General features: G+C 73.3%; 20 protein-coding genes. 8 read left to right on the plus strand and 12 right to left on the minus strand.

Annotated features, from left to right (window positions below; all coding sequences use genetic code 11):
* Positions 1-64: 64 nt before the first annotated feature.
* Complete coding sequence (locus ACN26Y_RS18845; RefSeq protein ID WP_230688632.1) at positions 65-613, minus strand: hypothetical protein; 549 nt, start codon at positions 611-613, stop codon at positions 65-67.
* Between the two features lie 337 nt (positions 614-950).
* Between ACN26Y_RS18845 and ACN26Y_RS18850 the strand changes: the two genes are divergently transcribed.
* Genes ACN26Y_RS18850 through ACN26Y_RS18860 form a run of 3 tightly spaced genes read left to right on the plus strand, consistent with a single transcriptional unit; the run spans position 951 to position 4,877 of the window.
* Complete coding sequence (locus ACN26Y_RS18850) at positions 951-1,964, plus strand: NADP-dependent oxidoreductase (protein ID WP_196255623.1); 1,014 nt, start codon at positions 951-953, stop codon at positions 1,962-1,964.
* A 3-nt stretch (positions 1,965-1,967) separates the two neighbouring features.
* The gene (locus ACN26Y_RS18855) at positions 1,968-4,226 is read left to right on the plus strand and encodes a molybdopterin-dependent oxidoreductase (RefSeq protein WP_230688633.1); all 2,259 of its coding nucleotides are present in this window, start codon (positions 1,968-1,970) and stop codon (positions 4,224-4,226) included.
* A gap of 51 nt (positions 4,227-4,277) precedes the next feature.
* A complete protein-coding gene (locus ACN26Y_RS18860; protein ID WP_155331550.1) occupies positions 4,278-4,877 on the plus strand; it encodes a TetR/AcrR family transcriptional regulator in 600 nt (199 codons plus the stop codon).
* 39 nt (positions 4,878-4,916) lie between these two features.
* Here the strand turns inward: ACN26Y_RS18860 and ACN26Y_RS18865 are convergent, their stop codons facing one another.
* Positions 4,917-6,440 (minus strand): acyl-CoA carboxylase subunit beta, encoded by a 1,524-nt coding sequence (locus ACN26Y_RS18865; RefSeq protein ID WP_155331551.1) that lies wholly within the window; start codon positions 6,438-6,440, stop codon positions 4,917-4,919.
* Between the two features lie 235 nt (positions 6,441-6,675).
* Between ACN26Y_RS18865 and ACN26Y_RS18870 the strand changes: the two genes are divergently transcribed.
* From ACN26Y_RS18870 to ACN26Y_RS18890, 5 genes are read left to right on the plus strand one after another with little or no spacing between them, the layout of a single operon-like run.
* Positions 6,676-7,518 carry an ABC transporter ATP-binding protein gene (locus ACN26Y_RS18870; protein WP_155331552.1) on the plus strand — a complete coding sequence of 281 codons (843 nt, stop codon included), beginning with the start codon at positions 6,676-6,678 and terminating at the stop codon, positions 7,516-7,518.
* Positions 7,515-8,237 carry an ABC transporter ATP-binding protein gene (locus tag ACN26Y_RS18875; RefSeq protein ID WP_155331553.1) on the plus strand — a complete coding sequence of 241 codons (723 nt, stop codon included), beginning with the start codon at positions 7,515-7,517 and terminating at the stop codon, positions 8,235-8,237. Before ACN26Y_RS18870 ends, ACN26Y_RS18875 begins: the two co-directional genes overlap by 4 nt.
* 29 nt (positions 8,238-8,266) lie before the next feature.
* Positions 8,267-9,145 carry a branched-chain amino acid ABC transporter permease gene (locus ACN26Y_RS18880; protein ID WP_155331554.1) on the plus strand — a complete coding sequence of 293 codons (879 nt, stop codon included), beginning with the start codon at positions 8,267-8,269 and terminating at the stop codon, positions 9,143-9,145.
* On the plus strand, positions 9,142-10,275 hold the full coding sequence (locus ACN26Y_RS18885) for a branched-chain amino acid ABC transporter permease (protein WP_155331555.1): 1,134 nt from the start codon (positions 9,142-9,144) through the stop codon (positions 10,273-10,275). Before ACN26Y_RS18880 ends, ACN26Y_RS18885 begins: the two co-directional genes overlap by 4 nt.
* A 47-nt stretch (positions 10,276-10,322) precedes the next feature.
* On the plus strand, positions 10,323-11,594 hold the full coding sequence (locus ACN26Y_RS18890) for an ABC transporter substrate-binding protein (RefSeq protein ID WP_155331556.1): 1,272 nt from the start codon (positions 10,323-10,325) through the stop codon (positions 11,592-11,594).
* A 350-nt stretch (positions 11,595-11,944) separates the two neighbouring features.
* Here ACN26Y_RS18890 and rox read toward each other — a convergent pair whose 3' ends face one another.
* The 10 genes from rox to ACN26Y_RS18940 form a co-directional block, all read right to left on the minus strand.
* Positions 11,945-13,324, minus strand: a complete 1,380-nt coding sequence (gene rox / locus ACN26Y_RS18895; protein WP_422733151.1) for a rifampin monooxygenase — start codon at positions 13,322-13,324, stop codon at positions 11,945-11,947.
* 20 nt (positions 13,325-13,344) lie between these two features.
* Positions 13,345-16,092: a glycoside hydrolase family 38 C-terminal domain-containing protein gene (locus tag ACN26Y_RS18900; protein WP_422733152.1), complete on the minus strand. Its 2,748-nt coding sequence runs from the start codon at positions 16,090-16,092 to the stop codon at positions 13,345-13,347.
* Positions 16,089-17,237, minus strand: coding sequence for a Gfo/Idh/MocA family protein (locus ACN26Y_RS18905; protein WP_155331559.1), 1,149 nt, complete (start codon positions 17,235-17,237; stop codon positions 16,089-16,091). The genes ACN26Y_RS18900 and ACN26Y_RS18905 overlap by 4 nt, the downstream gene beginning before the upstream one ends.
* Entirely contained in the window at positions 17,234-18,145 is a 912-nt protein-coding gene (locus ACN26Y_RS18910) for a sugar phosphate isomerase/epimerase family protein (RefSeq protein WP_230688634.1), read from the minus strand. The genes ACN26Y_RS18905 and ACN26Y_RS18910 overlap by 4 nt, the downstream gene beginning before the upstream one ends.
* Complete coding sequence (locus ACN26Y_RS18915) at positions 18,136-19,344, minus strand: CehA/McbA family metallohydrolase (protein ID WP_422733153.1); 1,209 nt, start codon at positions 19,342-19,344, stop codon at positions 18,136-18,138. Before ACN26Y_RS18915 ends, ACN26Y_RS18910 begins: the two co-directional genes overlap by 10 nt.
* Positions 19,345-19,346: 2 nt before the next feature.
* Entirely contained in the window at positions 19,347-20,531 is a 1,185-nt protein-coding gene (locus ACN26Y_RS18920) for an ABC transporter ATP-binding protein (protein WP_422733154.1), read from the minus strand.
* Positions 20,531-21,412: a carbohydrate ABC transporter permease gene (locus ACN26Y_RS18925; protein ID WP_422733155.1), complete on the minus strand. Its 882-nt coding sequence runs from the start codon at positions 21,410-21,412 to the stop codon at positions 20,531-20,533. Before ACN26Y_RS18925 ends, ACN26Y_RS18920 begins: the two co-directional genes overlap by 1 nt.
* Positions 21,409-22,326: a carbohydrate ABC transporter permease gene (locus tag ACN26Y_RS18930; protein WP_155334168.1), complete on the minus strand. Its 918-nt coding sequence runs from the start codon at positions 22,324-22,326 to the stop codon at positions 21,409-21,411. Before ACN26Y_RS18930 ends, ACN26Y_RS18925 begins: the two co-directional genes overlap by 4 nt.
* A 4-nt stretch (positions 22,327-22,330) precedes the next feature.
* Positions 22,331-23,728 carry an extracellular solute-binding protein gene (locus tag ACN26Y_RS18935; protein WP_422733156.1) on the minus strand — a complete coding sequence of 466 codons (1,398 nt, stop codon included), beginning with the start codon at positions 23,726-23,728 and terminating at the stop codon, positions 22,331-22,333.
* A gap of 153 nt (positions 23,729-23,881) precedes the next feature.
* On the minus strand, positions 23,882-24,619 hold the full coding sequence (locus tag ACN26Y_RS18940) for a GntR family transcriptional regulator (RefSeq protein WP_155331563.1): 738 nt from the start codon (positions 24,617-24,619) through the stop codon (positions 23,882-23,884).
* Positions 24,620-24,789: the final 170 nt, after the last annotated feature.

Below are 24,789 nucleotides of genomic sequence, written 5' to 3' on the forward strand. Positions count from 1 at the left end.
CCGCGCGGGTGTCACGGCTGGAGTGACGCGATGGTCTCCACGAGAACGTCCGGCGCCTCCCAGTTCAGCATGTGTCCGGCGTCACGGTCACCAGCCGCGCTCCGGGCACCCCGGCGGCGAGCCGGTGCGAGTGGCTCGGGGGCGTCGATCGGTCCGCCGAGCCCACCACGACGACGGTCGGTACGGTGATCTCGTCCAGCCGGGGATAGTGGTCCTCCCGGCTGAAGGCCCGCACGATCGGGATGAGCGGCTGGTGGTTCTGCCGGACGAAGACCTCGCGGAACACGGAGATCATGGCCGGTGACGGCCGGGTGCCGCACTGCGCGGCTCCGAACAGCACACCTCCGGTACGGGTGCGCGCGATCCGCTGCAGGACACCGGTCTCCAGCAGCGGGATCTGCAGCCGGTTCTGCGGCGCCCGGTCGAGGATGCGGCCCGCCCAGGTGGCGAAGAGCACCAGGCCGCGCAGGCGCCCGGCCAGCTCGGGATGCCAGTCGTGCAGTGGTCCGTCGGAGATGCCCATCAGCTCCAGGCAGCGCTCGCCGCTCTGCGCCAGCCGGGGGTCGCGAAGCAGGTGATGCATCTCGGCGTGGCGCAGCACGATGAGTCCCATCGGCGTCGTGGCACACACCAGCTGGCCTGACGTGCCGCGGCGACCGCGGCCACCGTAGCCACCCACCCCCGGCAGGCGACACCCCTTGTAATCAACATTTCACGATGTGTCACGCGGCGGAGCGTGGGCGCTCCACCGGGGGTGAGAGGCGGATCTCACCCGTGGGCGGCGGCCCGGACTCGGGTGGTGCTTGCTTCCGTTGCGGCGTGAACGTAGCTTGACTACAAACCGACCGGTCGGTACGCCCAGCCGTGATGGCCGTGTCGAGCTGCGGCCCGAGCCTGTCGCCGTGCACGTTCAGCCATCCGTCAGCCGCGAGAATCGAGGGACCGCCGAGATGAAGCGCATCAACCGTCAACTGCTCCTGGCTGCGCGTCCCGTCGGGCTGCCCCGGCCGACCGACTGGAAGCTGACCGAGGTGCCGGTCGGGGAGCCGGGCGAGGGTGAGTTCCTCGTGCAGGTGCGGTACCTCTCGCTCGATCCGGCGATGCGGGGCTGGATGAACGCGGCCAGGTCGTACATCCGGCCGGTCGAGATCGGCGAGGTGATGCGCGCCGGCGCGGTGGGCCGGGTCGTCTCCTCGCGGCACCCCGGCTTCGCGGTCGGCGACCACGTGTCCGGCGCCTTCGGCGTCCAGGAGTACTGCGTGTCGGACGGGCGCGACGTCACCATCGTGGACCCCGCGCTCGCACCGCTTCCGGTCTATCTCGGCACCCTCGGCATGACCGGTATCACGGCCTACTTCGGCCTGCTCGACGTCGGCCGCCCGCAGCCCGGGCAAACCGTCGTGGTCTCCGCGGCGGCCGGCGCGGTCGGCAGTGTGGTCGGCCAGATCGCCAAGCTCCTGGGCTGCCGGGTCATCGGCATCGCCGGCGGCGAGCAGAAGTGCCGACTGGTGGTCGACGAGTTCGGGTTCGACGCGGCGATCGACTACCGGTCCGAGGATGTGCAGAAAGCGCTACGCCAGCACGCCCCGGACGGGGTGGACGTGTTCTTCGACAACGTCGGCGGCGACATCCTCGACGCGGTGCTGACCCGGCTGGCCCGAGGTGCCCGCATCGTCATCTGCGGCGCCATCTCCCAGTACAACAACACCGAGCCGGTCAAGGGGCCGAGCAACTACCTGTCGCTGCTCGTGAACCGCGCCTCCATGACGGGAATGGTCGTCTTCGACTACGCCGACCGGTACTCCGAGGCCGTCGCGAAGCTGGCCGAGTGGTTGGCGGCCGGCCAACTGCGCTCGATGGAGGACGTTGTTCCCGGTGGGGTGACCGCGTTTCCCGAGACGTTGCTCCGGCTGTTCCGCGGTGAGAACCTCGGCAAGCTGGTGCTCCAGGTCGCGGAGGAGTAGGGGATGCCAGCCGTCGAACCGACCGACCGGACGGGGCCCGCGATGGCGGAGACGACCGCGACGCGCACCGCGTACCGCACCTGTCCGCTCTGCGAGGCCACCTGCGGCCTGACCCTGACCATCACCGGCGATCGGGTCACCCACACGCGGGGCGACCACGACCACGTGTTCAGCCACGGCTTCGTCTGCCCGAAGGGAGCCGCGTTCCCACAGCTCCTCGCCGACCCGGACCGCCTGCGCCGGCCGCTGCTGCGCGTCGACGGCACGCTGCGCGAGGTCGGCTGGGAGCAGGCGTTCGCCGCCGTCGCGGCCGGACTCGCCGCCGCCCGGTCGGGCGGCCGGGACGCCGTCGCCGTCTACCTCGGCAACCCCAACGTGCACACCATGGCCGGCGGGCTGCATGTCGGTCCCCTCGTGCGGGCGCTCGGCACCCGCAACGTCTACTCCGCCAGCACCGTCGACCAGATGCCCAAGCACGTCTCCTCGGGCTATCTCTACGGCGACCCGAACGCCATCCCGGTGCCCGACCTCGACCGCACCGACCTGCTCGTGCTGCTCGGCGCCAATCCCTTCGAGTCCAACGGCAGCCTCTGCACCGCCCCCGACTTCCCCGGCCGGCTCAGGGCGCTGCAGGCCCGCGGCGGCCGGTTCCTCGTCGTCGACCCCCGGCGCACCCGCACGGCCGCCGCCGCCGACGAGCACCTGCCCATCCGGCCCGGCACGGACGCGCTGCTGCTCTTCGCCGTCGTGCACACCCTCTTCGACGAGGACCTCGTACGGTTGGGGCGGCTGGCGGAGCAGGTGACCGGCGTCGACGCCGTCCGGGACCTGGCCGGGGCGTTCGCGCCCGAACGGGTGGCCGACCGGTGCGCGGTGCCCGCGCCGCGCATCCGCCAGCTCGCCCGCGAGCTCGCCGCCGCTCCCGCGGCGGCCGTCTACGGCCGCATCGGCACCTGCACCGTCGCGTTCGGCACGTTGACCAGCTGGCTGGTCGACGTGGTCAACGTGCTCACCGGCAACCTGGACCGGCCGGGCGGGGCGATGTTCCCCCTCGCCGCCCACCAGCGCCCCCGCGCCGCCGGGCCCGGCCGGGGCTTCCGCACCGGACGCTGGACCAGCCGGGTACGCCGCCTGCCGGAGGTCAAGGGCGAACTCCCCGTCGCCACGCTCGCCGACGAGATCGAGACACCGGGGGAAGGCCAGGTCCGGGCGCTCATCACCATCGCCGGTAACCCCGTTCTCTCCACCGCCAACAGCCGGCGGCTGGACCGCGCCCTCGCCTCGCTCGACTTCATGGTCAGCGTCGACCCGTACCTGAACGAGACCACCCGGCACGCCGACGTGGTCCTGCCGCCGCCCGATGCCGCCCGCACCGGCCACTACGACTTCGCGTTCCTCACCCTGGCCGTCCGCAACGTCGCCAGCTACTCGCCCCCCGCCCTGCCGCCGGAACCGGACAGCCTCGACGAGTGCGACATCCTCGCCCGGCTCACCCTGATCGCCGCCGGCCGGGGCGCCGACGCCGACCCGGCGGAGCTGCACGAGCACCTGCTCGGCCAGACGCTCGCCGACGCGGCCGAGACGTCGGGCCGGCCGGCGGCCCAGCTGCGTGCCCTGGTCACCGGGGACCGGCCGGCCGAGCGCCTGCTCGACGCGCGGCTGCGGCTCGGCGCCTACGGCGACCAGTTCGGAGCGCGACCGGACGGCCTGTCCCTGGCCCGGCTCCTCGACCACCCGCACGGCGTCGACCTCGGGCCGCTGCGACCGCGGTTGCCGGAGGTGCTGCGCACGGCGAGTGGGACCGTCGAGCTCTGCCCGTCGCCGATCGCCGCCGACGTGGCCCGGCTCCGTGCGGCGCGCGACGCGCCACCGGACGGATTCGTCCTCGTCGGGCGCCGGCACCTGCGGTCGAACAACAGCTGGATGCACAACGTGCCCGCGCTGGTGAAGGGGCGCGACCGCTGCACGCTGCAGGTGCACCCGGAGGACGCGACCCGACTCGGGCTCGACGCCGGGGACGCCGCGCGGGTCTCCTCCCGGGTCGGGTCGGTCGTCGTGCCCGTCGAGCTGACCGCCGACACGATGCCCGGCGTGGTCAGCATGCCGCACGGCTGGGGACACGACCTCCCGGGCACGCGCCAGTCGGTGGCCCGCGCCCACGCCGGCGTCAACAGCAACGTGCTCACCGACGAGACGGCCGTCGATCCGCTGTCGGGCAACGTCGTGCTCAACGGCATCCCGGTGCGGGTCGAGCCCGCCTGAGCCGCGTACGCTGGCCCACCGGGGGGCCGGCGGCCCGGAAGGGAAGGCGACGTGGGGCGTACGGTCGGCGGCGAGGCACTGCCCCAGCGGCTGCTGGCGGTCGCGACCCGGCTGTTCGCGGAGAAGGGCTTCGAGAAGACCTCGGTGCAGGAGATCGTCGAGGCGGCCGGAGTCACCAAGGGCGCGATGTACCACTACTTCGCCGCCAAGGACGACCTGCTCCAGGAGATCTACCAGCGGCTGCTGCGTATGCAGCGCGAGCGCCTGGAGACCATCATGGCCGGCCCGCAGCCGGTGGCGGAGCGCCTGCACGCCGCCGCCGCCGACGTGGTCGTCACCGCGATCGCCAACCTCGACGACGCCACCATCTTCCTGCAGTCGATGCATCTGCTGTCCGCCGACCGCCGGCGCGCGGTGCGGGCGGCCCGCCGCGAGTACCACGAGCGCTTCCGCTCGCTGGTCGAGGAGGGGCAGCGCGCCGGGACCTTCCGTGCCGACGTGCCGGCCGACCTGGTGGTCGATTACTTCTTCGGCGCGGTGCACCATCTCGGCGCGTGGTTCCGCAGCGGCGGCCGGCTCACCGCGGAGCAGGTCGGCGATCACTTCGCCGGCCTGCTCCTGGCCTCACTGCGGCCCGAGGCAGCCCGCTGACCGTGGTCGCCAGGTGACAGCCGGCGGCGTCACCGCCGGTCAGAAGAGCGCGGAGAGGAGCCTCGCCCGGGTGTCCGCGGGGTCGACCACGTCGTCGAGTTCGAAGCTCGCGGCGGCGGAGAGCGCCTTGCCGCGGGCGTAGGCGAGTGCCACCAGTTCGTCGTAGCGGCGCCGGCGCTCGGCGTCGTCGGTGATGGCCGCCAGTTCCCGGCGGTGCGCGAGCCGGACCGCCCCCTCCAGACCCATCGCGCCGACCTCGCCGGTCGGCCAGGCGAGGGTGAGGCGGGACTCGTGGAAGCTTCCGCCGGCCATCGCCATGGCGCCGAGGCCGTACGCCTTGCGCAGCACCACCGTCACCAGTGGGGTGCGCAGCGACGCGCCGGCGGTGAAGAACTCCCCGACCGCCCGCACGAGCCCGGTCCGCTCCGCGTCCGGACCCACCATGATTCCCGGGGTGTCACAGAGGCTCACCACGGGCAGGCCGAGGCGGTCGCAGAGCCGCAGGAAGCGGGTCGCCTTGCCGGCGGCGGTGGCGTCGATCGCGCCGGCACGGTGCAGCGGGTTGTTGGCGATCGCGCCGACCGGATGCCCGCCGAGGCGGGCGAACGCGGTCACCAGGGACCGGCCGTGCCGCTCCCGGAGTTCGAGAACCGAGTCCACGTCGAACAGCAGCCGCATGACGTCGCGTACGTCGTAGGCCCGGCGCCGGTTCTCCGGCATGGCGCGGCGCAGCCGGCGCTGGTCCTCGTGGCTCCCGTGCGCCGGTCGCCCGTCCGCGTAGCCCAGCACCAGCCGGGTCAGGCGTACGGCGTCGGCGTCGTCCGCCGCGCGGATGTCCACGGCACCGCTGGCCAGGTGCACCTCGAGCGGGCCGACGTCCTGCGGTGCGACCGTGCCCAGCCCGGCCGCCTCCACCATGGCCGGTCCGCCCATGCCGATACTGGCGCCCGCGACGCCGATGGTGACGTCGCACGTGCCGAGCAGCGCGGCGTTGCCGGCGAAGCAGAAGCCGGCCGCGATCCCGACCCGTAGCGAGCGCAGCCGGGCCAGCGACGCGAAGGTCGTCAGCTCCAGACCCGCCACGGTCGGATGGTCGGTGTCGCTGGGGCGGCCACCGCCACCTTCGGCGAAGATGACGACGGGCAGGTCCTCCCGCGCGACGATGCCGAAGAGCCGGTCGGTCTTGCGGTGACCGGTCAGCCCCTGGGTGCCGGCGAGCACGGTGTAGTCGTACGCGACCGTGCCGACGCGGGCGCCGCCGACCCGGCCGACCCCGACGAGCACGCCGTCGGCGGGGGTCGCCTCGGTGAGTTCCGCGAGCGGCCGGTGGGAGCGCTGCGCCGCCACGGCCAGGCCGCCGTACTCCAGCCAGGTGCCCTCGTCGAGCAGGTCGGCGAGGTTCTCCCGTACGCTGCGCCGCCCGGCCGCGTGTCGTCCCGCCGTCGCGTCGGCGCGGGCCGGGTCGAGCAGCCTGGCCTGGCGCTCCAGAACCTCGGCCAGCTCGGCCGGGACCGGGTCCCCACCCGCGGCGGTCTCCCCGGTGGACGGTTCGTCACCGTTCACGTCGCACGCTCCCGTCCGGCTCGCCTCGTCGCGGGGTCGACCGGCCCCGGCTGTCGCGGGAGCCCCGGTGGATGCAGGTACTCCACACCTCGGGCGTCCGTTCGAGGTCCCACCTGTCTACCCATTGACGCACATGCCGGCGGCTCGCTACCGTCGCCGGACGCAGAACATACCGACTGGTCGGTACGGCGTCCAGCGAACGTGACCGAGCGAACGTGGAAAGCCCGAGGTGACGATGAGCCACCCACCATCCGGCACCCCCGCTGGCATCGACCTGGCGCTGCACCGCGTCGGCGTCCGCTTCGGCGGGGTCGTCGCACTCGACGACGTCTCCCTGCGGATACCCGCCGGCCGGATCGTCGGCGTCATCGGGCCCAACGGAGCCGGAAAGACGACGTTGTTCAACGTGGTCTGTGGTTTCGTCGCGCCGACCAGCGGATCGCTCACCCTCGACGGCCGACCGTTCCGGCCGCGCCCGCACGGGTTGACCCGTCTCGGCATCGCCCGCACGCTCCAGGGCGTCGGCCTGTTCCCGGGCCTCACCGTCCTGGAGAACGTGATGGCCGGCGCGAGCCACGCCGCCCGCGCCGGTTTCGCCGCGGCCCTGTTCGGCCTTCCGAGAAGTGACCGCGACGAACGGCGGCTGCGGGAACGGGCCCTGGACCTGCTGACCGAGCTGGGCGTCGCGCGGCACGCCGCCGCAGCCCCCGCCACCCTGCCGTACGCCGTGCGTAAACGCGTCGCCCTGGCCCGTGCCCTGATCGCCGGACCCCGCCTGCTCCTGCTCGACGAACCGGCCGGTGGGCTGGGCGCCGACGACATCGCCGAACTCGGTGAGCTCATCACCGCGCTGCCCGGCCGCGTGGCCGGCGCGTGCTCGATCATGCTCGTCGAGCACCACATGGACGTGGTCATGTCCGTCTGCGACGAGATCGTGGTGCTCGACTTCGGCAGGGTCATCGCCGCCGGGCCACCCGAACAGGTACGCGACGACCCGACGGTGACCGAGGCCTACCTCGGCGCCGACGTCCCGACCGAGGTGACCGGGGCCGCGCCGGGCCGGGGGGCCGGGTCGTGAGCGCCGACCCCATCCTCCAGGTCGACGGGCTCAGCGCCGGCTACGGCCCGGTGCCGGTACTGCGGGAGGTCACGCTCAGCGTGCCGGCCGGGACGGTCGCCGCCGTGCTCGGGGCCAACGGCGCCGGCAAGACCACCCTGCTGCGTACGCTCTCCGGCCTGCTCCGGCCCACCGGCGGCCGGGTCCTCTTCGACGGCGCCGACCTGCGCGGCGTCCGCGTCGAGGGCCTCGTGCGGCGCGGCCTGGCACACGTGCCCGAGGGGCGCGGCATCGTCGCGGAACTGACCGTCGACGAGAACCTGCGCCTCGGTGGGCTGTGGCGGCGGGACCGCGCCGACGCCCGGCGGGCGCAGGACGAGGTGTACGAGCTGTTCGAGCCGCTGGCCCGGCGGCGCCGGCACGCCGGGCACCAGCTCTCCGGCGGGGAGCGGCAGCTGCTCGCCCTCGGGCGGGCGCTGGTCGGGCGCCCGAAGCTGCTGTTGCTCGACGAGCCGTCGCTCGGGCTCGCCCCCCGGGTCACCGCGCAGATCATGGCGCTGCTGCGCCGGCTCTGCGACAGCAACGGGCTGACCGTCCTGCTCGTCGAGCAGAACGTGCGCAGTGCCCTCTCCGTCGCCGACCAGGGGGTCGTCATGTCCCTGGGCCGGGTGGTCATGGCCACCGGGGCGGCGCAGTTGCGGGACGACGAGCAGCTCCGCCACGCGTACCTCGGGTTCTGACAAGCCCCTCCTCAGGAAGGATCCCGCGGTTGGACCGGTTCTTGTTCCTCACCTTCGACGGCCTGTCCACCGGAGCCGTCTACGCGGCGTTCGCCCTCGCCCTGGTGCTCATCTGGCGGGCGGCACGCCTGGTCAACTTCGCGCAGGGCGCGATGGCGGTCGCGACGGCCTACGTCGGCTACGCCGTCGCCTCAGCGACCGGCTCCTACTGGCTGGGCCTGGGCGTGGCCGTGCTGGCCGGCCTGGCCCTGGGCGCGCTCGTGGAACGGGTGCTGATGCGCTTCGTCGGGCCCGCCAACCCGCTGGGCGACGTCATCGTCGCCCTCGGCCTGGTGCTGCTGATCCAGGCGGTGCTCGGGATGGTCTTCGGCAACGAGTACCGGCCGGCGACCGTACCGTTCGACACCGACGCCCTGTCGATCGGCGGGATCGCCGCCGTCTCCCCGTACGACCTGTGGGTGTTCGGCGCGGTCATGGTGGTCGTGGTGCTGCTCGCGCTGCTGTTCACCCGGACGTCGATCGGGCTGCGGATGCGGGCGTCCGCCTTCGCGCCCGAGGTGTCCCGACTGCTCGGCGTCGACGTCGGTCGCATGCTCACGGTGGGCTGGGCCCTGGCCGCCGCGGTCGGCGCCCTCGCCGGGATGCTGGTCATCCCCACCGGGCTGGGACTCCACCCGCACGCGATGGACCTGGTCTTCGTCGTCGCGTTCACCGCCGCCGTGGTCGGGGGCCTGGACAGTCCGGCCGGAGCCGTGGTCGGCGGGCTGCTGGTCGGCCTGATCCTGTCCTACGTCACCGGCTACCTCGGCCCCGACACCACACCGCTGGCCGTCCTCGTCCTGCTGCTGGCGGTCCTCCTGGTCCGCCCCGGTGGCCTCTTCTCCAGCGTGAAAGCGAGACACGTGTGACCGCCACCCGGACCGACGTGTCCACAGCAGACCCGCGGCCCGCCCGGCCGTCGCCGCTGCGCCGGTTGCTGCCCGGCCCGCCGGGCAACCCCGTCACGGGCGGCTCCACCCTGCTGCGGCACCTGATCCTGGCCGTGCTCGCCGGCACCGTCGTCGTGCTGGTGACCAACCAGCTCGAGCCGTACCAGAACCTCCAGGTGGCCCGGGTCTGCGCGTTCCTCTGCGTGACCGCCGGCTACACCGTGCTGGTCGGGCTCAACGGCCAACTCTCCCTCGGACACGGGGCGCTGATGGCGACCGGCGCGTACACCGTGGCCCTGACCCGGCAGGCCTTCGACGAACGGGCGGTGCAGGGCCGGTGGGTCCTGCCGCTGTCGCTGCTGCTCGCCGTCGCGGTGACCGCGGTGGTGGGACTCGTCATCGGGCTGGCCGCCGCCCGGCTGCGCGGGCCGTACCTGGCCGGTGTCACGCTCGCCGTCGCGACGCTGGTCCCGGCCGTCACGACGATCTTCACCGAGGTCTTCAACGGGGAACAGGGGTTGCGCTTCCCGACCGAGACGCCGCCGGCGTTCCTCGGCGCGTACTTCCAGCCCGAGCGCTGGCTGGCCTGGATCGCGCTGGTCGCGGCGTTGCTGACGATGCTGCTCATGGCGAACCTGGTGGCCAGCCGCTTCGGTCGCTCGCTACGGGCCGTCCGCGACGACGAGGTGGCCGCCCGGCTCGCCGGCGTCCACGTCGCCCGTACCCAGGTGCTCGCCTTCGTGGTGAGCGCCGCCTGCGCCGGCCTCGGCGGCGGGGTGTACGCCGTGCTCACCGCGACCGTCGCCCCGGGCAAGTTCGCGCTGGACCTCTCGCTGTTCCTGCTGATGGCCATCGTGATCGGCGGCCTCGGCAGCCTCACCGGCGCGGTCTGGGGCGCGATCCTGCTGGTGGCGCTGCAGGACCTGCCGAGCCGGATCACCGAGACCTTCGCCCTGCCCGCGGGCCTCGCCCAGCGGCTGGAGGGCAACCTCGCCCTCGCCGTGTTCGGGCTGATCCTCATCGTCGTCATGATCGTCGCCCCGGCCGGTCTGCAGGGCGCCGCCCGCTCGCTGGTCGCGCGGCTCCGGCGACGCGTCCCGAGCCGCTGAGCCACCGGTCGCACCCACCCCACCACCTCGCACAGGACAGGAGAACGATGTATCCCATCGCACGTCGCTGCCTCGCGGCCGCCACCGGCCTCGCGCTGCTGGCCGGCGCCTCGGCCTGCGCCGACGACGCCCAACGGGCGGCCGACAACGTCCCGGGCGTCACCGACACCGAGATCCTGATCGGCACCCACCAACCCCTCACCGGCCCGGCCGCTCCCGGGTACTCCCGAATCTCCGCCGCCACCAAGGCGTACTTCGAGCACGTCAACAGCAAGGGCGGGGTGAACGGCCGGAAGATCGTCTACAAGGTGATGGACGACGGCTACAACCCCGCCAACACCGAGAACGTCGTCCGAAAGCTCGTCCTCGACGACAAGGTCTTCGCGCTCCTCGGCGGCCTGGGCACCCCCACCCACACCAACGTGCTGGAGTTCGTCAAGGCCCAGAAGGTGCCGGACCTCTTCGTCTCCTCCGGCAGCCGCACCTGGAACCAGCCCGACAGGTACCCGACCACCTTCGGCTGGCAGCCGGACTACACGGTGGAGGGCAAGATCCTCGCCACGTTCGTGAAGAAGGAGTTCCCGAGCCGGAAGGTGTGCCACTTCGGGCAGAACGACGACTTCGGGCGCGACTCCCTCGCCGGTGTCGAGAAGATCCTCGGCCCGGTGGCGGCCAAGCAGACCTACACCACCACGAACCAGCAGGTCGGGCCGGCGATCGGCGCCCTGAAGGCAGCCGGCTGCGAGGTGGTCGTCGCCGCTACCATTCCCGGCTTCACCGCGCTCGCCATGGGTCAGGCCGCCGCCCAGGGCTTCAAGGCCCAGTGGATCGTGTCCAACGTGGGCGCCGACTACACCACGCTGTCGACGCAGCTCGGCGACAAGAAGGCGATCCTGGAGGGCATGATCGCCGACAACTACCTGCCGATGGCCGGCGACGCGAACGATCCCTGGATCCGGGCGTTCCGGAAGATCCACGAGCACTACAACGCCGCCAACCCGCTCGACGGCAACGCGATCTACGGCTACTCGATGGCGTACACCTTCGTGCAGGCGCTGCTCACCGCCGGCCCGGACCTCACGCGCGAGAAGCTGGTCGAGGCGGTGCAGAAGGGCGGGTTCCGGGGGCCCGGCGTGACCCCCTTCCGGTACACCAGGTTCGTCCACGCCGGCTACAGCGGCGTCCGGCTGACCAAGGTGCAGAACGGAGTGCAGGCCTACTTCGGTCCGACCTACCTCACCGACGACGGCGAGGAACAGGTCAGGGAGTTCCCCGAGCCGCCGGTCACACCACCGGCCGACGCCATTCCGACGTCCTGACCACGACCGTCGGTCGTCGGCCGGCGGAGCGATCGGGAACGGGCCGCCACGGCGCTGTGGCGGCCCGTTCCGTCCAGGCCGTCCCGCCGGGACGCGGCATCGGAGCCGGCAGGTCGGGCGGTGGCCGAAACGTGGACGCAACCGATGAGGCCACCGATCCGCGTACGGTGTCCCCAGGGGGGATCGACGTGAAATGTTGGATCTGCGGCCGGTGGTGGCCACTGCCGTGGGCGTGCCGACGGTGCCGCCGCGAACGGCGCACGATGCGCCGCGACTACCTCCGCGCGGCGGCGCCCCAGGACGCCCTGTCCACCATGGCCCGTCCGACCGAGCACGACCGGTAGCCCTGCTCAGCCGGCACCGCCGAACCACCGAGGCAACTGGCCGAGCAGGTCCGGCTGATCGGCGCCGACCCACGCCACGTGGCCGTCCGGCCGCAGCAGCACCGCGGGCACGTCCAGGTCCGCACTGACGTCGACGACGTGGTCGACCCGGTCTGCCCAGCCGTCCACCGAGAGCCGGCCGGTCTGGTCGAGCAGCAGGCCGCGACCGGTGTGCATCAGCGCGTAGAGGCGGCCCCGCTCCAGGCGCACGTCGCGCAGCCGCCGGCCGAGGAGGTCATGTCCCGCACCGAAGTCGTAGCGCACCCCGATCGCGATGATCTTCTCGATCAGGTGCCGGTGCACCTCCTCGAAGTCCATCAGCTCCGACACCAGCCGGCGCACCGCCTGCGGACCCGGCTCGGTGGACATCAGGTGCATCTGCGCGCGGGTGTTGTCGAGGACGTCGGCCGCCACCGGGCGCCGTTCGGTGTGGTAGCTGTCCAGCAGCCCCTCCGGGGCCCAGCCGTTGACCTCGGCGGCCAGTTTCCAACCGAGGTTGAACGCGTCCTGCAGGCCGAGGTTGAGGCCCTGTCCGCCGGCCGGCGGGTGGATGTGCGCCGCGTCGCCGGCCAGCAGCACCCGGCCGACCCGGTAGCGCTCGGCCAGCCGGGTGGCATCACCGAACCGGGACAGCCAGCGCGGCGAGTGCACGCCGAAGTCGGTGCCGGCGGTGGCCCGCAGCTGCTGCTTGAACTCGTCGAGAGTCGGCGGGACCGTGCGGTCCTCGGCCACCCCCGAGGCGGGCACGACGACGCGGTACACCCCTTCCCCGAGAGGTATGGCGCCGAACCGCAGCTGGGTCCTGCGGACCTCGGCCACCACGGCGGCCACCGCCTCCGGCGCCGCGGCCACCGCCATCTCACCCAGCAGCTTGCGCACCGTGCTGCGGCCGCCGTCGCAGCCGACGAGGTAGCGCGAGCGCAACCGGGTGCCGTCGGCCAGCTCGACGGTCACCCCGTGTTCGTCCTGGCTCAGCCCGACCAGTTCGCAGCCGCGGCGGATCTCGACGCCGAGCTCGGTGGCCCGCTCGGCCAGCAGGCGATCGGTGATGGTCTGCGGGATGGCCAGGACGTACGGATGCGCGGTGTCCAGCCGGTCCGGCTGCGGCTTGTTGATGCCGGCGAAGAAGCCACCGACCGGGTACTGCTGACCGTGCGCGAGGAACCGGTCCAGCAGACCGCGCTGGGCCATCACCTCGATGCTGCGTGCGTGCAGGCCGAGCGCCCGCACCACCCTGGTCGGCTCCGCGTCCTTCTCCAGCACGAGCGCGGGCACGCCGTGCAGCCGCAGCTCGGTGGCCAGCATGAGGCCGGTCGGTCCGCCCCCGGCAATGATCACGTCAAACATGAACCGCCCAATTCGAGCCGTCAGGTCAGGTCGAGTTGCACCGTGGCGATCTCCCAGGCCCGCAGCGGCAGCCGGACCAGCCCGTCACCGTCCACGGTAACCGGTTCGCCGGCCCGGCCGAGCAGGTCCGCCCACCACGCCGCGCGGATGGTCGCGCCGCCGAGCACGGCGGTGGTGTCCACCGGAGTCTGGGCCACCAGCCGCACCTCGGTGCGGCCGGCGCGGTCCCGCACGCTGGTCAGCGCGACGCCGGGACCGTCGACGGACAACCCGCTCGTCGCTGCCGGCAGGGCGGTGCCCGGGTCGGCCGCGCCGGCGAAGGCCAGCAGCTCGTGCCGGTACGCCTCGGCCGCCGCCAGCACCCCGGCCCCGTGCCAGGCACCCCGGTACGGCAGCACCGCCAGCTCGACGGTGCGGGCGCCGCGGCACTGCGCCTCGGGGGTGGGCAGCTGCGGACCGGCCGGCTCGTCGCGCAGGGCGTGCCGGTTGCGGGACAGCATCCCGATCGCGCGCAGCAACGTGACCGCCAGTTCGTGGCCGGAGTCGGTCAGCTCGTACTCGGTGGGCTGGGTCAGCAGCACCGCCAGCGCCCCGTCCGGTGCGCCGGCGGCGACGAACCCGTTGGCGGGGAAGGTGGGCAGCGGCACCTCACCACCGCCGCCCTCCGCGGTCAGGCCCCGCTCGACCACCGCGAACTGGCCCTCGGCGTAGGAGCTGTCGGCCGGCGACGGCAGCGGCAGGTGCAGCCGGACCCGGTGGTCGTCGCAGCGGTTGTCGAACTCGACGCGCAGCCGGACGAACCGCTCGCCGCAGCGCAGCTCGACCCGGGTGGTGACGGTGATCGGCTCGCGGTCCACGGCGCGGGAGCCGGCGTCGACGTCCGCGGCCACCGGCCACCGGTACTCCCGCACCACGTCCACGACGGCCACCAGCGGCCCGTCGTGGCGCACGGAGGTGCGCACCGCCCGTGGCTTGTCGACGAGTTCGTCGGCGGCCGGCGGGGCGTAGTTGTAGCTGTCGCCCACGTCACCGCCGTCCACGATCCGGCCCACTCCGTCCACCGTGACGCCGTCCGCGGTGGTCAGCGTCAGGGTGCCGTCCTCGGCGACATCGACGCGGAGCAGGCCGTTGTCGAGGGCGCGCCCGGCCACCGTCACCGGGGCCGCCGCCGGCTCCCCGGTGGCGGGCAGGGGCACCGGCCGGACCGCGGCGCGGCCCAGCGGCGGCACCTCGACGAGAGCGGCGACGGTGGCCCGGGGTTCGGCGAGGATCCGCACCCGCCACCTGTCGCGCGGCCCGGCGGCGGTGAGCGCCGAGCGGACATCCTCCACGTCGAAGGCGGGGTCGCCGTGCCGGGCCACGTGGAAGGTGAGGGTGGCGTCCTCGGGCGACACGGACCAGGCGGCGACCTCCTGGCCGTAGAGTTCCCGGCCGTGCACCCGGGTGAGCACGGCCGGCAGGTCGGCCGCCGGCACCACGTCGTCGGCGAGCAGCGTACGGCTCCGGTCGAGGACCTGGGCCGCGACGCTGCGGCCGGCCGCGTCGGCCAGGGCCACCGTGCTGTCGGCCGGTGCCGCCACGTCCAGGTGCACCAGCGCGGTGCGGGCCGTCGGGGTGGGGTTGAACACCAGGTGACCGTCCCGGGGCACGGCCGCGGCCAGCCGCGCGCCGACCAGGTCGCAGACCGCCCGGCCGAGCTGGTCGGCCTCGGCGAGGCGGGCGGCGACCTGTTCGGCGGTCTCGTCGCAGCCGCAGCCGGTCACCGAGTCGTGGCAGCTCGCGTCGATCAGCCGGGTCCAGGCCATGTCGAGGAAGCGCCGCACGGACGCGTCGTGGGTCAGCGCGGCGAGCGGTTCGGCGTACCGTTCGACGCGCCGCTCGGCGCGGTTCATCGCCTGCTTGAGGTGGCCGCGGACGGAGATCACGCCGGGCAGGATGTTGGCCCGGGCGTGCGAGCGCAGCTCGCCGCGGACGACCGGCAGGCCGTCGACGGTGGCCGGCTGGGTGGCGAAGTACTCGGTGAGGGTGCCCAGCCGCAACCGCGTGTCGGCGAGATCGGCGGCGGCGAGCAGGTCGGGGGCGTCCGGTGCCGGTGCCGCGTGGTCGGTGCCGTACATGGCCAGCGCGGGGGTGTCCGCACCCTCGAACCGCCACCCGGCCAGCTTCGTCGCGAGGTCGTCGGCCCGGCGGGTGACCTGCGCGGTGTCGTCCATCAGGCCGGCGGCGTTGCCGTAGCCGCCGGGCAGATACTCCGTCCGGACGGTGGTGCCGTCGGGTGCCTCCCAGGCGAAGGCGTGACGGCGCATCCGCTCCGGTACGCCGCGGAACACGCAGGCGTGGGCCAGCCCGGCACCGACCAGGATCTGCGGCATCTGGGCGATGTGACCGAACATGTCGGGCAGGTAGCCGACCGGCATGGCTCCGCCCAACTCCGCGCTGCGGCTCAGCCCGCGTTCCAGGTTCCGGACGATGTTCTCGCCCGAGCAGAGGAACTCGTCGAGCAGGATCTGCCACGGGCCCACCGCCAGTCGCCCGGCGCGTACCAGGGAGATCACCTGCTCCCGCCGTTCCGGGCGGACCTCCAGGTAGTCGTCGACCGCGGCGAGTTGCCCGTCCAGGGTGAACCGCTGCCGCGGGTCCCGCTCCATCCGGTCGAACACCTCGTCGAGCAGCGCCACCAGCCGCAGCCGGAACCGCTGGAACGGCTCGTACCACTCCCGGTCCCAGTGGGTGTGTGGCACCACGATGATCTCGGTCGGTCGCGTCATCGGCTCGCCGCCTCTCCGCCGATCGCCGCCCCGGTCAGCTCACCGTAGCGGCGTACCACCTGTTGGCTGGTCCGTACGTCGGCCGCGCCCTCGACGATGCCGGTCAGCGGCGCGGCGGCCGCGGTGACCATCGCGTGGAACGCGACCAGTTCCTGCTCGAACGCCTCGGTCACCGACCGGAACGCGGCCCGCCGCTCGCCGTCGCCGTGGTCGTCGACGACCGTCAGCGTGGTCGGTGCGTTGAGCAGGTACGGCGACGGGAACACGAGCTCCAGCGAGCCGCGGGCGTGGTGCACGGTGACCGTCTCCCGGTAGGCGGGGTAGTCCGGCAGGTTGAGCCACCGGACGCCGTAGCGGGCGCCGCCGGGCAGCCGCCCGCTGATCTCCACCGACGGCTCGGCCGGGCCGTCGGGGGTGAGCGGCCAGGTGGCCACGTGCTCGACGGTGGCCGGTGCGCCGGTGAACAGCCGCAGCAGGGACAGGTCGTGCGAGATGCTGTTGATCAGAATCTGGTAGAGGGTGCGGGCGCCCGGGTCGGCGCCGACGGCGGCGTCGAGCAGTTCCCGGTCGGCGGCGGAGAGCCGGGCCGCCTCCTCGGCCGGCACGTCGCCGGCGGCCGGGGGCAGGTTCGCGAAGCGCAGCTGCCGGTCGCCGCCGGCGTGCAGCACGGTCACCTCGACCGCGTGCACCCGCTCCGCGCCGCCGAGGTCCGCGAGCAGCCGCGCGGCCTCGGCCACCGCCGGGTCGTACTGCTTCATGTAGCCGACCATCAGCGCCGGGGTTCCGGCGGCCAGCTCGGCCAGTCGGGCCGTCTCGGCGGTCGTGTAGGCCAGCGGTTTCTCGCAGAGCACGGGCAGCCCGGCGCGCAGCGCCAGCGCCGCCAGCTCGCCGTGCGAGCCGGAGGTGGCCAGCAGCACCGCGTCGCAGCCGCCGTCGGTCACCATCCGGGCCGCGTCGGTGTGGCGGCGGGCCGGCTCGACGCCGTACCGCTGGCCCAGCTCGGTCACCCGCGACGGGGACAGGTCGGCCAGCGCCACGATCTCGAACAGGTCGTCACGGCGTTGCAGCAGCGGCAGGTGCACGGTCCGGGCGATGATGCCCAGCCCGGCCACCGCGATCCGGATCCGCTTGCCCGGCTCGGTCATCGCAGCGCCCCCTCCAGCCACCGGAGGTTGGCGTGCTGGTCGGCGCGGATCCGGTCCAGGTCCCGGCTCTCCTCGGGGCTGTCCTGCTCGATCACCAGCCAGCCGGTGTAGCCGACGTCGTCGAGGCCGGCGAGCACCCCGGCGAGGTCGACGTCGCCGCGGCCCAGGGCGCAGAAGCCGCCGGCGGCGACCACGTCCGGCAGGCCGCCGCCGGCCGCCCGGACCCGGGCGTGGACGGCGAGGTCGGCGTCCTTCAGGTGCACCTGGCCGATCCGCCCGGCCCAGCGGCGTACCGCGGCGACCGGGTCGCCACCGGCCAGCGCCAGGTGCCCGGTGTCCAGGCAGATGGCGATGTCGGTGAGTTCGAGCAACCGGTCGGCCTCCGCCTCGGTCTCCACGTCGGTGCCGAGGTGGTAGTGGAACGCCGGTTCCAGGCCGCGGTCGCGGCACCGGCCGGCAGCCTGCCGCACCCGGGCGGCGAAGTCCGGCCAGGCCGCGGCGGGCAGCGCCGACGCCAGGTCGGTCGGGGTGCCGGGGCGGGCCATCCGGGCCGGGTTGCCGGGGCAGGCCAGCGTCGGTCGGGGTACGAAACGCGGGTCGTCGGCCGGCGCGGCGGCGAACACGTCGAGCGCGGCGTCGAGCTGGGCCAGGTCCTCGGCGAAGCCGGCCGCGTCGGCGAAGCGCAGGTCCACCCAGCCGCCGGCCAGCCCGATGCCGGCCGCGTCCAGCCGGCGGGCGAGGGTCTCGCCGGTGCCGAGGTAGCCGATCGGGCCGGAGTCCACCCCGGTGTATCCGTCGTCGGCCAGCGCCGCGAGCAGGTCGTCGGGGCCGACGGGTGCGCCGGTGGGCTGGTAGATGCCGTAGTTGACGGGGGCGCCGGCCACCCGTGTGCGTCCGGTCAGCGGCACAGTGCGATCACCTCCATGCGGTGGGACTCCAGGACGTGCAGCCCGTCGCCGGCCGGTAGCAGGCACCGGTCGCCGCGGACCAGCCGGTGTCGGCCGTCCGGGTAGGCCAGCAACGCGCCGTCGGCGCCGAGCGCCAGCAGCTCGTCGCCGAGCCGCAGCAGCAGCGGCCCGTCGGGGTCGGCGGAGATGGCGGTACGGCCGCCGCGCAGGGCGTCGAGCACCGCGTCCCCGGGCGGGAGGTCGCGATCGGCGAGCAGCCAGGTGGTCGGGGAGCCGGGGAACGCGTCGGCGCCGGGCCGGTGGAAGTCGCTGCCCCCGACGGGTACGACGTCCGCCGCCCACGCCCGCGCCCAGGCCAGCGGGGCACCCCAGGTGCGGTCCCACCAGCCGGAGTGCCACACCTCGACCAGCGGGGTGCGGTCGGCCAGCGGCTGGCGCCAGGCGCAGTCGCCGCCGAGCGGGTGGTTGACCGACATGAGCCCGCCGTCGCGGCGCGCGGCGGCGAGCCACTCGTCGGGCGGTCGGCGGAAGTCGACCCAGCTCACCGGGCCGAAGACGTTGGCGTGCCCCCGGTCGGTGGTCACCTCCTGGCCGGGCAGCAGGGTGAGGCCGTAGCGCGCCGAGGCGGCCGGCAGCCACGGGTGGTGGCTGACGGTGTTGTGGTCGGTGACGGCGAGGAAGTCCAGGCCGCGGGAGGCGGCGAGCGCGGCGAGCTCGTCGACGGAGTGCGCCCCGTCGCTGTGCACCGTGTGCGCGTGGAGGTCACCGGCCAGCCAGCGGCGGCCGTCGACGCCGGGCAGGTCCCGGCGCGGCGGCAGGTCGGGGCGCGGCGGCGCGGCCGGCGGCTCGGGTGCCGGCGGCGGTGTGCCGCTGGTGTCGGCGGTGACCTCGTAATCCAGCCCGTCGGGCGGGATGCGGTGCAGCCGCAGCAGCACCTGCCACTCGCCGGGTTCCAGTTCACCGGGCAGGTAGCCGGGGGTGGCCCAGTCGGCGGCGATGGTGTAGCCGTCCCGGGCGCCACCCGACCAGCCGCGAAAGCCGTCCGGGCCGACGCAGCCGAGATCGAGCACCCCGGCCGCACGCGGGTAGTCCAGCCGGACGGTGAGCGCGGCGGTGCCGGGCGCGACGGTGACCGGCAGGGCCCGCATCACGCCGTCGGCGCGGTCCTGCAGGGTCCACCTGCCCCGGTGCGCGACCATGGTCAGCCCTGCACGGTAGCGCCGGCCCGGGGCGTCGGCACGCTCGCCGGTTCGGCGTCGGTGACCAGGTTGCCGTCGCGGTAGAGCAGCGATCGGCCGGGTCGGGGCACCACCCAGCCGGTGTCGCCCGGTTCGGGCTCGCGGCCCTCCGCGACGACGACCTGCACGCTGGTCCGGCCGGCGGCGCCGGTGCCGCTCGCGTCGTCGTCCGCGCCGGCCCGGCTGCCGTCGTCGTCGACGGGGACGTCCAGCGAGACCAGGGAGACGCTGCCCAGGTTCTCCACCACCACGACCTGCCCGCTCAGCGCCCGGGGGACGGGAGTGGGGGAGTACTCGAGGTATTCCGGGCGGACGCCGTAGACGAGCCGCTCCCCGTCGGTGACCCGGCCGTGGGCGTCGTCGGGCAGCGGCAGCCGTGCCCCGCCCACGGCCAGTTCACCGCCGTGCACCCGGGCGTCGAGGAGGTTCATCGGGGTGGAGCCGATGAACCCCGCGACGAAGGTGTTGGCGGGACGGCGGAACACCTCGGTCGGGGTGCCCACCTGGCGGATCCGGCCGCCCTCCATGACCGCGATCCGGTCGGCCAGGGCGAGCGCCTCGGCCTGGTCGTGGGTGACGAAGACGGTGGTGACGCCGAGTTCCCGTTGCAGGCGCTTGAGGAAGGTCCGCGCCTCCAACCGGAGCCGGGCGTCGAGGTTGGACAGCGGCTCGTCGAGCAGGAACACCTGCGGGTGGCAGGCCATCGCCCGGGCGAGCGCCACGCGTTGCTGCTGGCCGCCGGAGAGCTGCCCCGGGCGGCGTTGCAGCAGCGTGGACAGGCCGAGTTCGGCGGCGGTCTCGGCGGCCTTGCCGGCGCGCTCACGCCGGTCGACCTTCTTGATCCGCAGCGGGTAGGCGATGTTGTCCTGGACGGTCATGTGCGGGAAGAGCGCGTAGTCCTGGAAGACCATGGCCACGTCCCGCTTTCCCGGCGGCAGGTTGGTGACGTTGCGGTCGCCGATGCGTACGCTGCCGCCGGAGGCGACCTCCAGCCCGGCGATGGTCCGCAGCAGCGTGGTCTTGCCGCAGCCGGAGGGGCCGAGCAGGGCGAAGAACTCGCCGTCGGCGATCTCCAGGTCGAGGGCGTCCAGGGCGCGTACCCCGCCGGGGTAGACCTTGGTCAGCTCGCGCATGGTGATGGCGGACATCAGCGCTTGATCCCTCCGTGGAAGCGGAAGCCGTACCGGCTGCTGACGAAGACGAACATGAGCGCCACCGGCAGCGAGTAGAGCAGCGAGAAGGTGGAGAGCAGCCGCAGGTCGGCCTGGCCGCCCTCGGTGTAGAGGGTGTACATGATCACCGCGGCGGGGGCCTTGTCCGGACCGCGCAGCAGCAGGAACGGCACCAGGAAGTTGCCCCAGACGTTGGCGACCGCCCACACCCCGACGGTGGCCAGGCCGGGGCGGACGACCGGCACCACGATGTGCCGCATGATCTGCAACGGGCTGGCGCCGAAGACCCGGGCGGACTCCTCGTAGGAGGTCGGGGTGGAGTCCATGAAGTCCTTGAGGATGAAGATGGCCGCGGGTAGCAGCCCGCCGCTGAGGATCAGGATCACGCCGAGCCGGGAGTCGATCAGGTTGAGCCGGAAGGCCAGCTCGAACAGCGGCACCATGGTCGCGGTGCCGGTGACGATCGACGACAGCAGCAGCAGCCCGTAGAGCAGCGCGTCGCGGCCGGGCACCCGGACCCGGCTCAGCGCGTACGCCGCGAGCGCGGCGAACGTCACCACCAGCGCGGCGGTGCCGCCGGCCAGGTAGACGGAGTTGAGCAGCGAGCTGAGCGCGTACGGGTTGTCCAGCAGGGTGCGGAAGTTGTCCAGGGTGAACTGCGGGAGCGAGGCGGTGACGGTCGGGGTGTCGTCGAACGGGGCGGTGGCCAGCCAGAGCAGCGGCAGTGCGAAGAAGCCGAGGACGGCGCAGAGGAACGTGTAGCGGCCGATCCGGGCGAGCACGTGGCGAACCGCGATGGTGGGCCGCTCGCCGGTCGGATCGGTGGCGGGCGTGGGCCTCGCGGTGGTGACGGTCACGCCGACTCCTTCCGCCGGCCCAGCAGCCGCAGGTAGACCAGGGCGATGACCAGGTTGATCAGCAGCATGATGAACGAGATCGCGGCGCCGAAGCCGAGTTCGCCGCCGGAGAGCGCCACCTTGTAGACGTAGACCGGCAGGATCTCCGAACGTTGTTCGGGGCCGCCGGCGGTGATCAGGAACGGCGCGAAGTCGTTGAACGTCCAGAGGCTGATCAGCAGCAGGTTGGTCAGCACGTGCCCGCGGATGCGGGGGAACACCACGTCGCGCAGCTGCTGCCAGGTCGACGCGCCGGCCAGCCGGGCGGTCTCCAGGTGCGAGCGGGGGACGTTCTCCAGCGCGGCGGCGTAGAGCATCATCGAGAACGCGGTGCCGCGCCAGGTGTTGAAGATGATGATCGACAGCATGGGGTAGTCGAGCAGCCAGGCCATTCCGGGGATGCCGAGCAGCGCGTTGAGCGTGCCGGCGTCCCGGTCGAGCAGCGCGATCCACAGGAAGGCGACCACCGAGCTGGGCAGGATCCAGGAGAGCAGGACGAAACCCTCGACCACGCGGCGCAGCGGGCCGCGGCGGTCGCGCAGCGCGAAGGCGATGGCGAAGCCGAGCCCGGCCTGGCCGATGACGGCCGAGCCGAGGACGAACTGCAGGGTCAGCAGCAGCGAGGTGCGGAACCGTTCGTCGCCCAGCGCCTCGGTGTAGTTGTCGAGGCCGACGATCTCCGGGTTGGCCGCGGCGAGGCCGGTCAGCCGGTAGTTGGTGACGCCCAGGTAGATCGTCCAGACGGCCGGCACCACCAGGAAGACCAGGATCAGCACCATGGCGGGGACGAGGAACCCGGTGGCCCGGGCCCGCCCGAGCCCGGCGGCGTCGGGGGCGGGGGAGGCGCCCGTGACCGGGCGCGCTCCCTCGACCATTTCGTCAGGAGGTGACGTTGCCTGCGCCACCGACGATCCCTTCGACCTTCTTCTGGTACGCGCTGGCCGCCTCGTCCACGCTCCTGCCCGCCGTCGCGTCGGCGGTGGCCTCCTGCAACGCCACCGAGACCTGCGGGTAGACCGCCAGCGGCGGCCGGTACGCGGTGATCGGCAGCACCTTCTCGGCGACGAAGTTGAGCATCGGGTCGGCCGCGAGCACCTCCTTGTTCACGTCGGTGCGGGCGGTGATCCGGGTGGCGCCGGCCAGTTCGGCCTTGACCGCCTCCGCCGAGTGCATGAACGACAGCAGTTCCCACGCCTGCGACGGGAACTTCGAGTTGGGGTTGAGCACCCGCACGCCGCCGCCGGACATGCTGACGAAGTCCTGGCCGCGGATGCCCGCGCCGGGCTGCTTGGCGGGGATCATCGCGTAGCCGACGGTGGTGTCCCGGTCGGCCATCTTGGCGATGCCGTCCTTGGGGTTCACCACGCTGCGCCAGAAGTAGTCGCCCTCGGCCAGGATGCCGATCTTGCCGGCGGCGAATTCCGTGAACGACTTGTCCCGTCCCTTCGCCTCCTGCTGGAGCTTCGGGTCGCCCAGGCCGCCACCGTAGACCTTGGTGTAGAAGTCGAGCATGTCCTTGACCGGCTGGCTGGCGCCGGCCCACTTGCCGTCGGCGTAGATCTCGCCGCCGGCGCCGACCAGCAGCGGCAGCGCGCCCTGCATCGAGGTGGCCTCGCCCATCGCGGTGCCGGCGTTGATCTGGATCGGGGTCACCCCGGGCAGCGCCTTCAGCTTGGCGCCGGCGTCGAGGATCTCCTGCCAGCTCTTGGGCTGCCAGTCGGCGGGCAGGCCGGCCTGGGCGAACAGCTTCTTGTTGTAGTAGAGGACCCGGCCGTCGGTGCCGAGCGGGATGCCGTAGCGCTTGTCCTCGAAGCTGCCGAGGCCCTGCACGCTCTCCGGGATCTGCGACCAGCCCTCCCAGGAGTCGACCTGGTCGCCGGCCACCTCCGACAGCGGCTTCAGGTATCCGGCCTGGACGAACTCGCCCACCCAGATGCCGTCCACGGCGATCACGTCGGCGCCGCCCTTGGAGCGCAGGTCCAGGGCCAGCTTGGTCTTGTACTGCTCGTCGTCGACGCCGCTCGGCACGAACGTCACCTTGGCGGTGACGCCCTTGGCCTGCTGCGCCTCGACGAACCGGGGAATGACCCATTTCTCGATCCACTCCGCACCGGCGGCGTTCTTGCCTCCGGCGATCGCGTTGGCGGAGATGGTGAGGGTGATGTTCTTGGCGTCCTTGCCGGCGGGCTCGGACGAGTCGCCGCAGGCGGTGACGGCGAGGGCGACGGCGGTGAACGCGGCGAGCACGCCCGCTGCGTGTCTCGGCTTGGCTGACATGGGCTGTTTCCCTTCGCAAGGAGAGACTTCGAAGAGACTCGCGGGGTCGCCCGCCGGCCGCACGTCCGCCGCCGGCGGTGCTTGCGGCCACAATGTCATGACAGCTTGACGACGTAAATACCTGTCACTGAAATGAACCAGAAACATCCACCGTCACCGCTCGGCGACGGTGACCTCGAGGGAGTAGCGGCTGGCCCGGTAGATGTGTGCGCCGTGCTCGACGTAGTGCCCCTGGTCGTCGTACGCGGTACGGGTCATGGTGAGCAGCGGCGCGCCGCGTCGCTCGCCGAGCATCTGCGCCTCGGCCCCGGTCGCCGCCCGGGCGCCGATGCGCTGCTGGGCGCCGCGGATGCGGATGCCTCCGGCGCGCAGGATCCCGTACAGGCCGTTGCCCTGCAGTGCGTCGATGGTGAGCCGCACCCGGTCGAGCGGGAGCCAGTTCTCCATCACGGCGAGGGGTTCGCCGTCGGCGAACCGAAGCCGGCGCAGGTGCTGCACCTCGCTGCCGGGCGGGACCCCGAGAGCGGCCGCGACCTCCGCTGGGCACGGCACGGTAGCCAACTCCAGCACCGATGTGGACGGTCGCTGGCCGGCGCGCAGCAGGTCGTCGTGCAGGCTGGTCAGCTCGACCGACCGTCGCACCTCGCCCCGCACCACCTGGGTGCCGACCCCGCGACGGCGCACGATCAGTCCCTTGTCGACCAGGTGCTGGATGGCCTGGCGGACGGTCGGGCGGGACAACCCGAGCCGGTCCGCCAGCTGCAACTCGCTGTCCAGGCGGTCACCGGGCGCCAGGTCGCCGCGTTGGATCGCCGCGGCGAACTGCTCCGCCACCTGGAAGTAGAGCGGGACCGGGCTGCTCCGGTCGACCGCGATCTCGGGGCCGCTCACGGCACCTCCTCGCTGTGCGACGCGCGGGGATCTCGGGGGACGGGCGTCACTGTACCGAAGCGGTCACTGCGCGCAGAGGACGGATGTCATGACAACACATTGACACAACTCGCGGAGCACTGTTACCTGTCAGGGACGAAAGCGGGCTGGCGGGCGCGCCGTCGCCGGCC

It is taken from the genome of Micromonospora sp. WMMD558 (assembly GCF_049315255.1).
GTDB lineage: Bacteria > Actinomycetota > Actinomycetes > Mycobacteriales > Micromonosporaceae > Micromonospora.

Excerpts from the sequence above, each read along its gene's own strand:
- rox (WP_422733151.1), bottom strand. The coding sequence starts at position 13,324 with ATGTTTGACGTGATCATTGCCGGGGGCGGACCGACCGGCCTCATGCTG.
- ACN26Y_RS18855 (WP_230688633.1), top strand. The coding sequence starts at position 1,968 with ATGCCAGCCGTCGAACCGACCGACCGGACGGGGCCCGCGATGGCGGAG.
- ACN26Y_RS18935 (WP_422733156.1), bottom strand. The coding sequence starts at position 23,728 with ATGTCAGCCAAGCCGAGACACGCAGCGGGCGTGCTCGCCGCGTTCACC.
- ACN26Y_RS18915 (WP_422733153.1), bottom strand. The coding sequence starts at position 19,344 with ATGGTCGCGCACCGGGGCAGGTGGACCCTGCAGGACCGCGCCGACGGC.
- ACN26Y_RS18850 (WP_196255623.1), top strand. The coding sequence starts at position 951 with ATGAAGCGCATCAACCGTCAACTGCTCCTGGCTGCGCGTCCCGTCGGG.
- ACN26Y_RS18920 (WP_422733154.1), bottom strand. The coding sequence starts at position 20,531 with ATGTCCGCCATCACCATGCGCGAGCTGACCAAGGTCTACCCCGGCGGG.
- ACN26Y_RS18845 (WP_230688632.1), bottom strand. The coding sequence starts at position 613 with ATGGGACTCATCGTGCTGCGCCACGCCGAGATGCATCACCTGCTTCGC.
- ACN26Y_RS18890 (WP_155331556.1), top strand. The coding sequence starts at position 10,323 with ATGTATCCCATCGCACGTCGCTGCCTCGCGGCCGCCACCGGCCTCGCG.
- ACN26Y_RS18870 (WP_155331552.1), top strand. The coding sequence starts at position 6,676 with ATGAGCCACCCACCATCCGGCACCCCCGCTGGCATCGACCTGGCGCTG.
- ACN26Y_RS18900 (WP_422733152.1), bottom strand. The coding sequence starts at position 16,092 with ATGACGCGACCGACCGAGATCATCGTGGTGCCACACACCCACTGGGAC.
- ACN26Y_RS18930 (WP_155334168.1), bottom strand. The coding sequence starts at position 22,326 with ATGGTCGAGGGAGCGCGCCCGGTCACGGGCGCCTCCCCCGCCCCCGAC.
- ACN26Y_RS18905 (WP_155331559.1), bottom strand. The coding sequence starts at position 17,237 with ATGACCGAGCCGGGCAAGCGGATCCGGATCGCGGTGGCCGGGCTGGGC.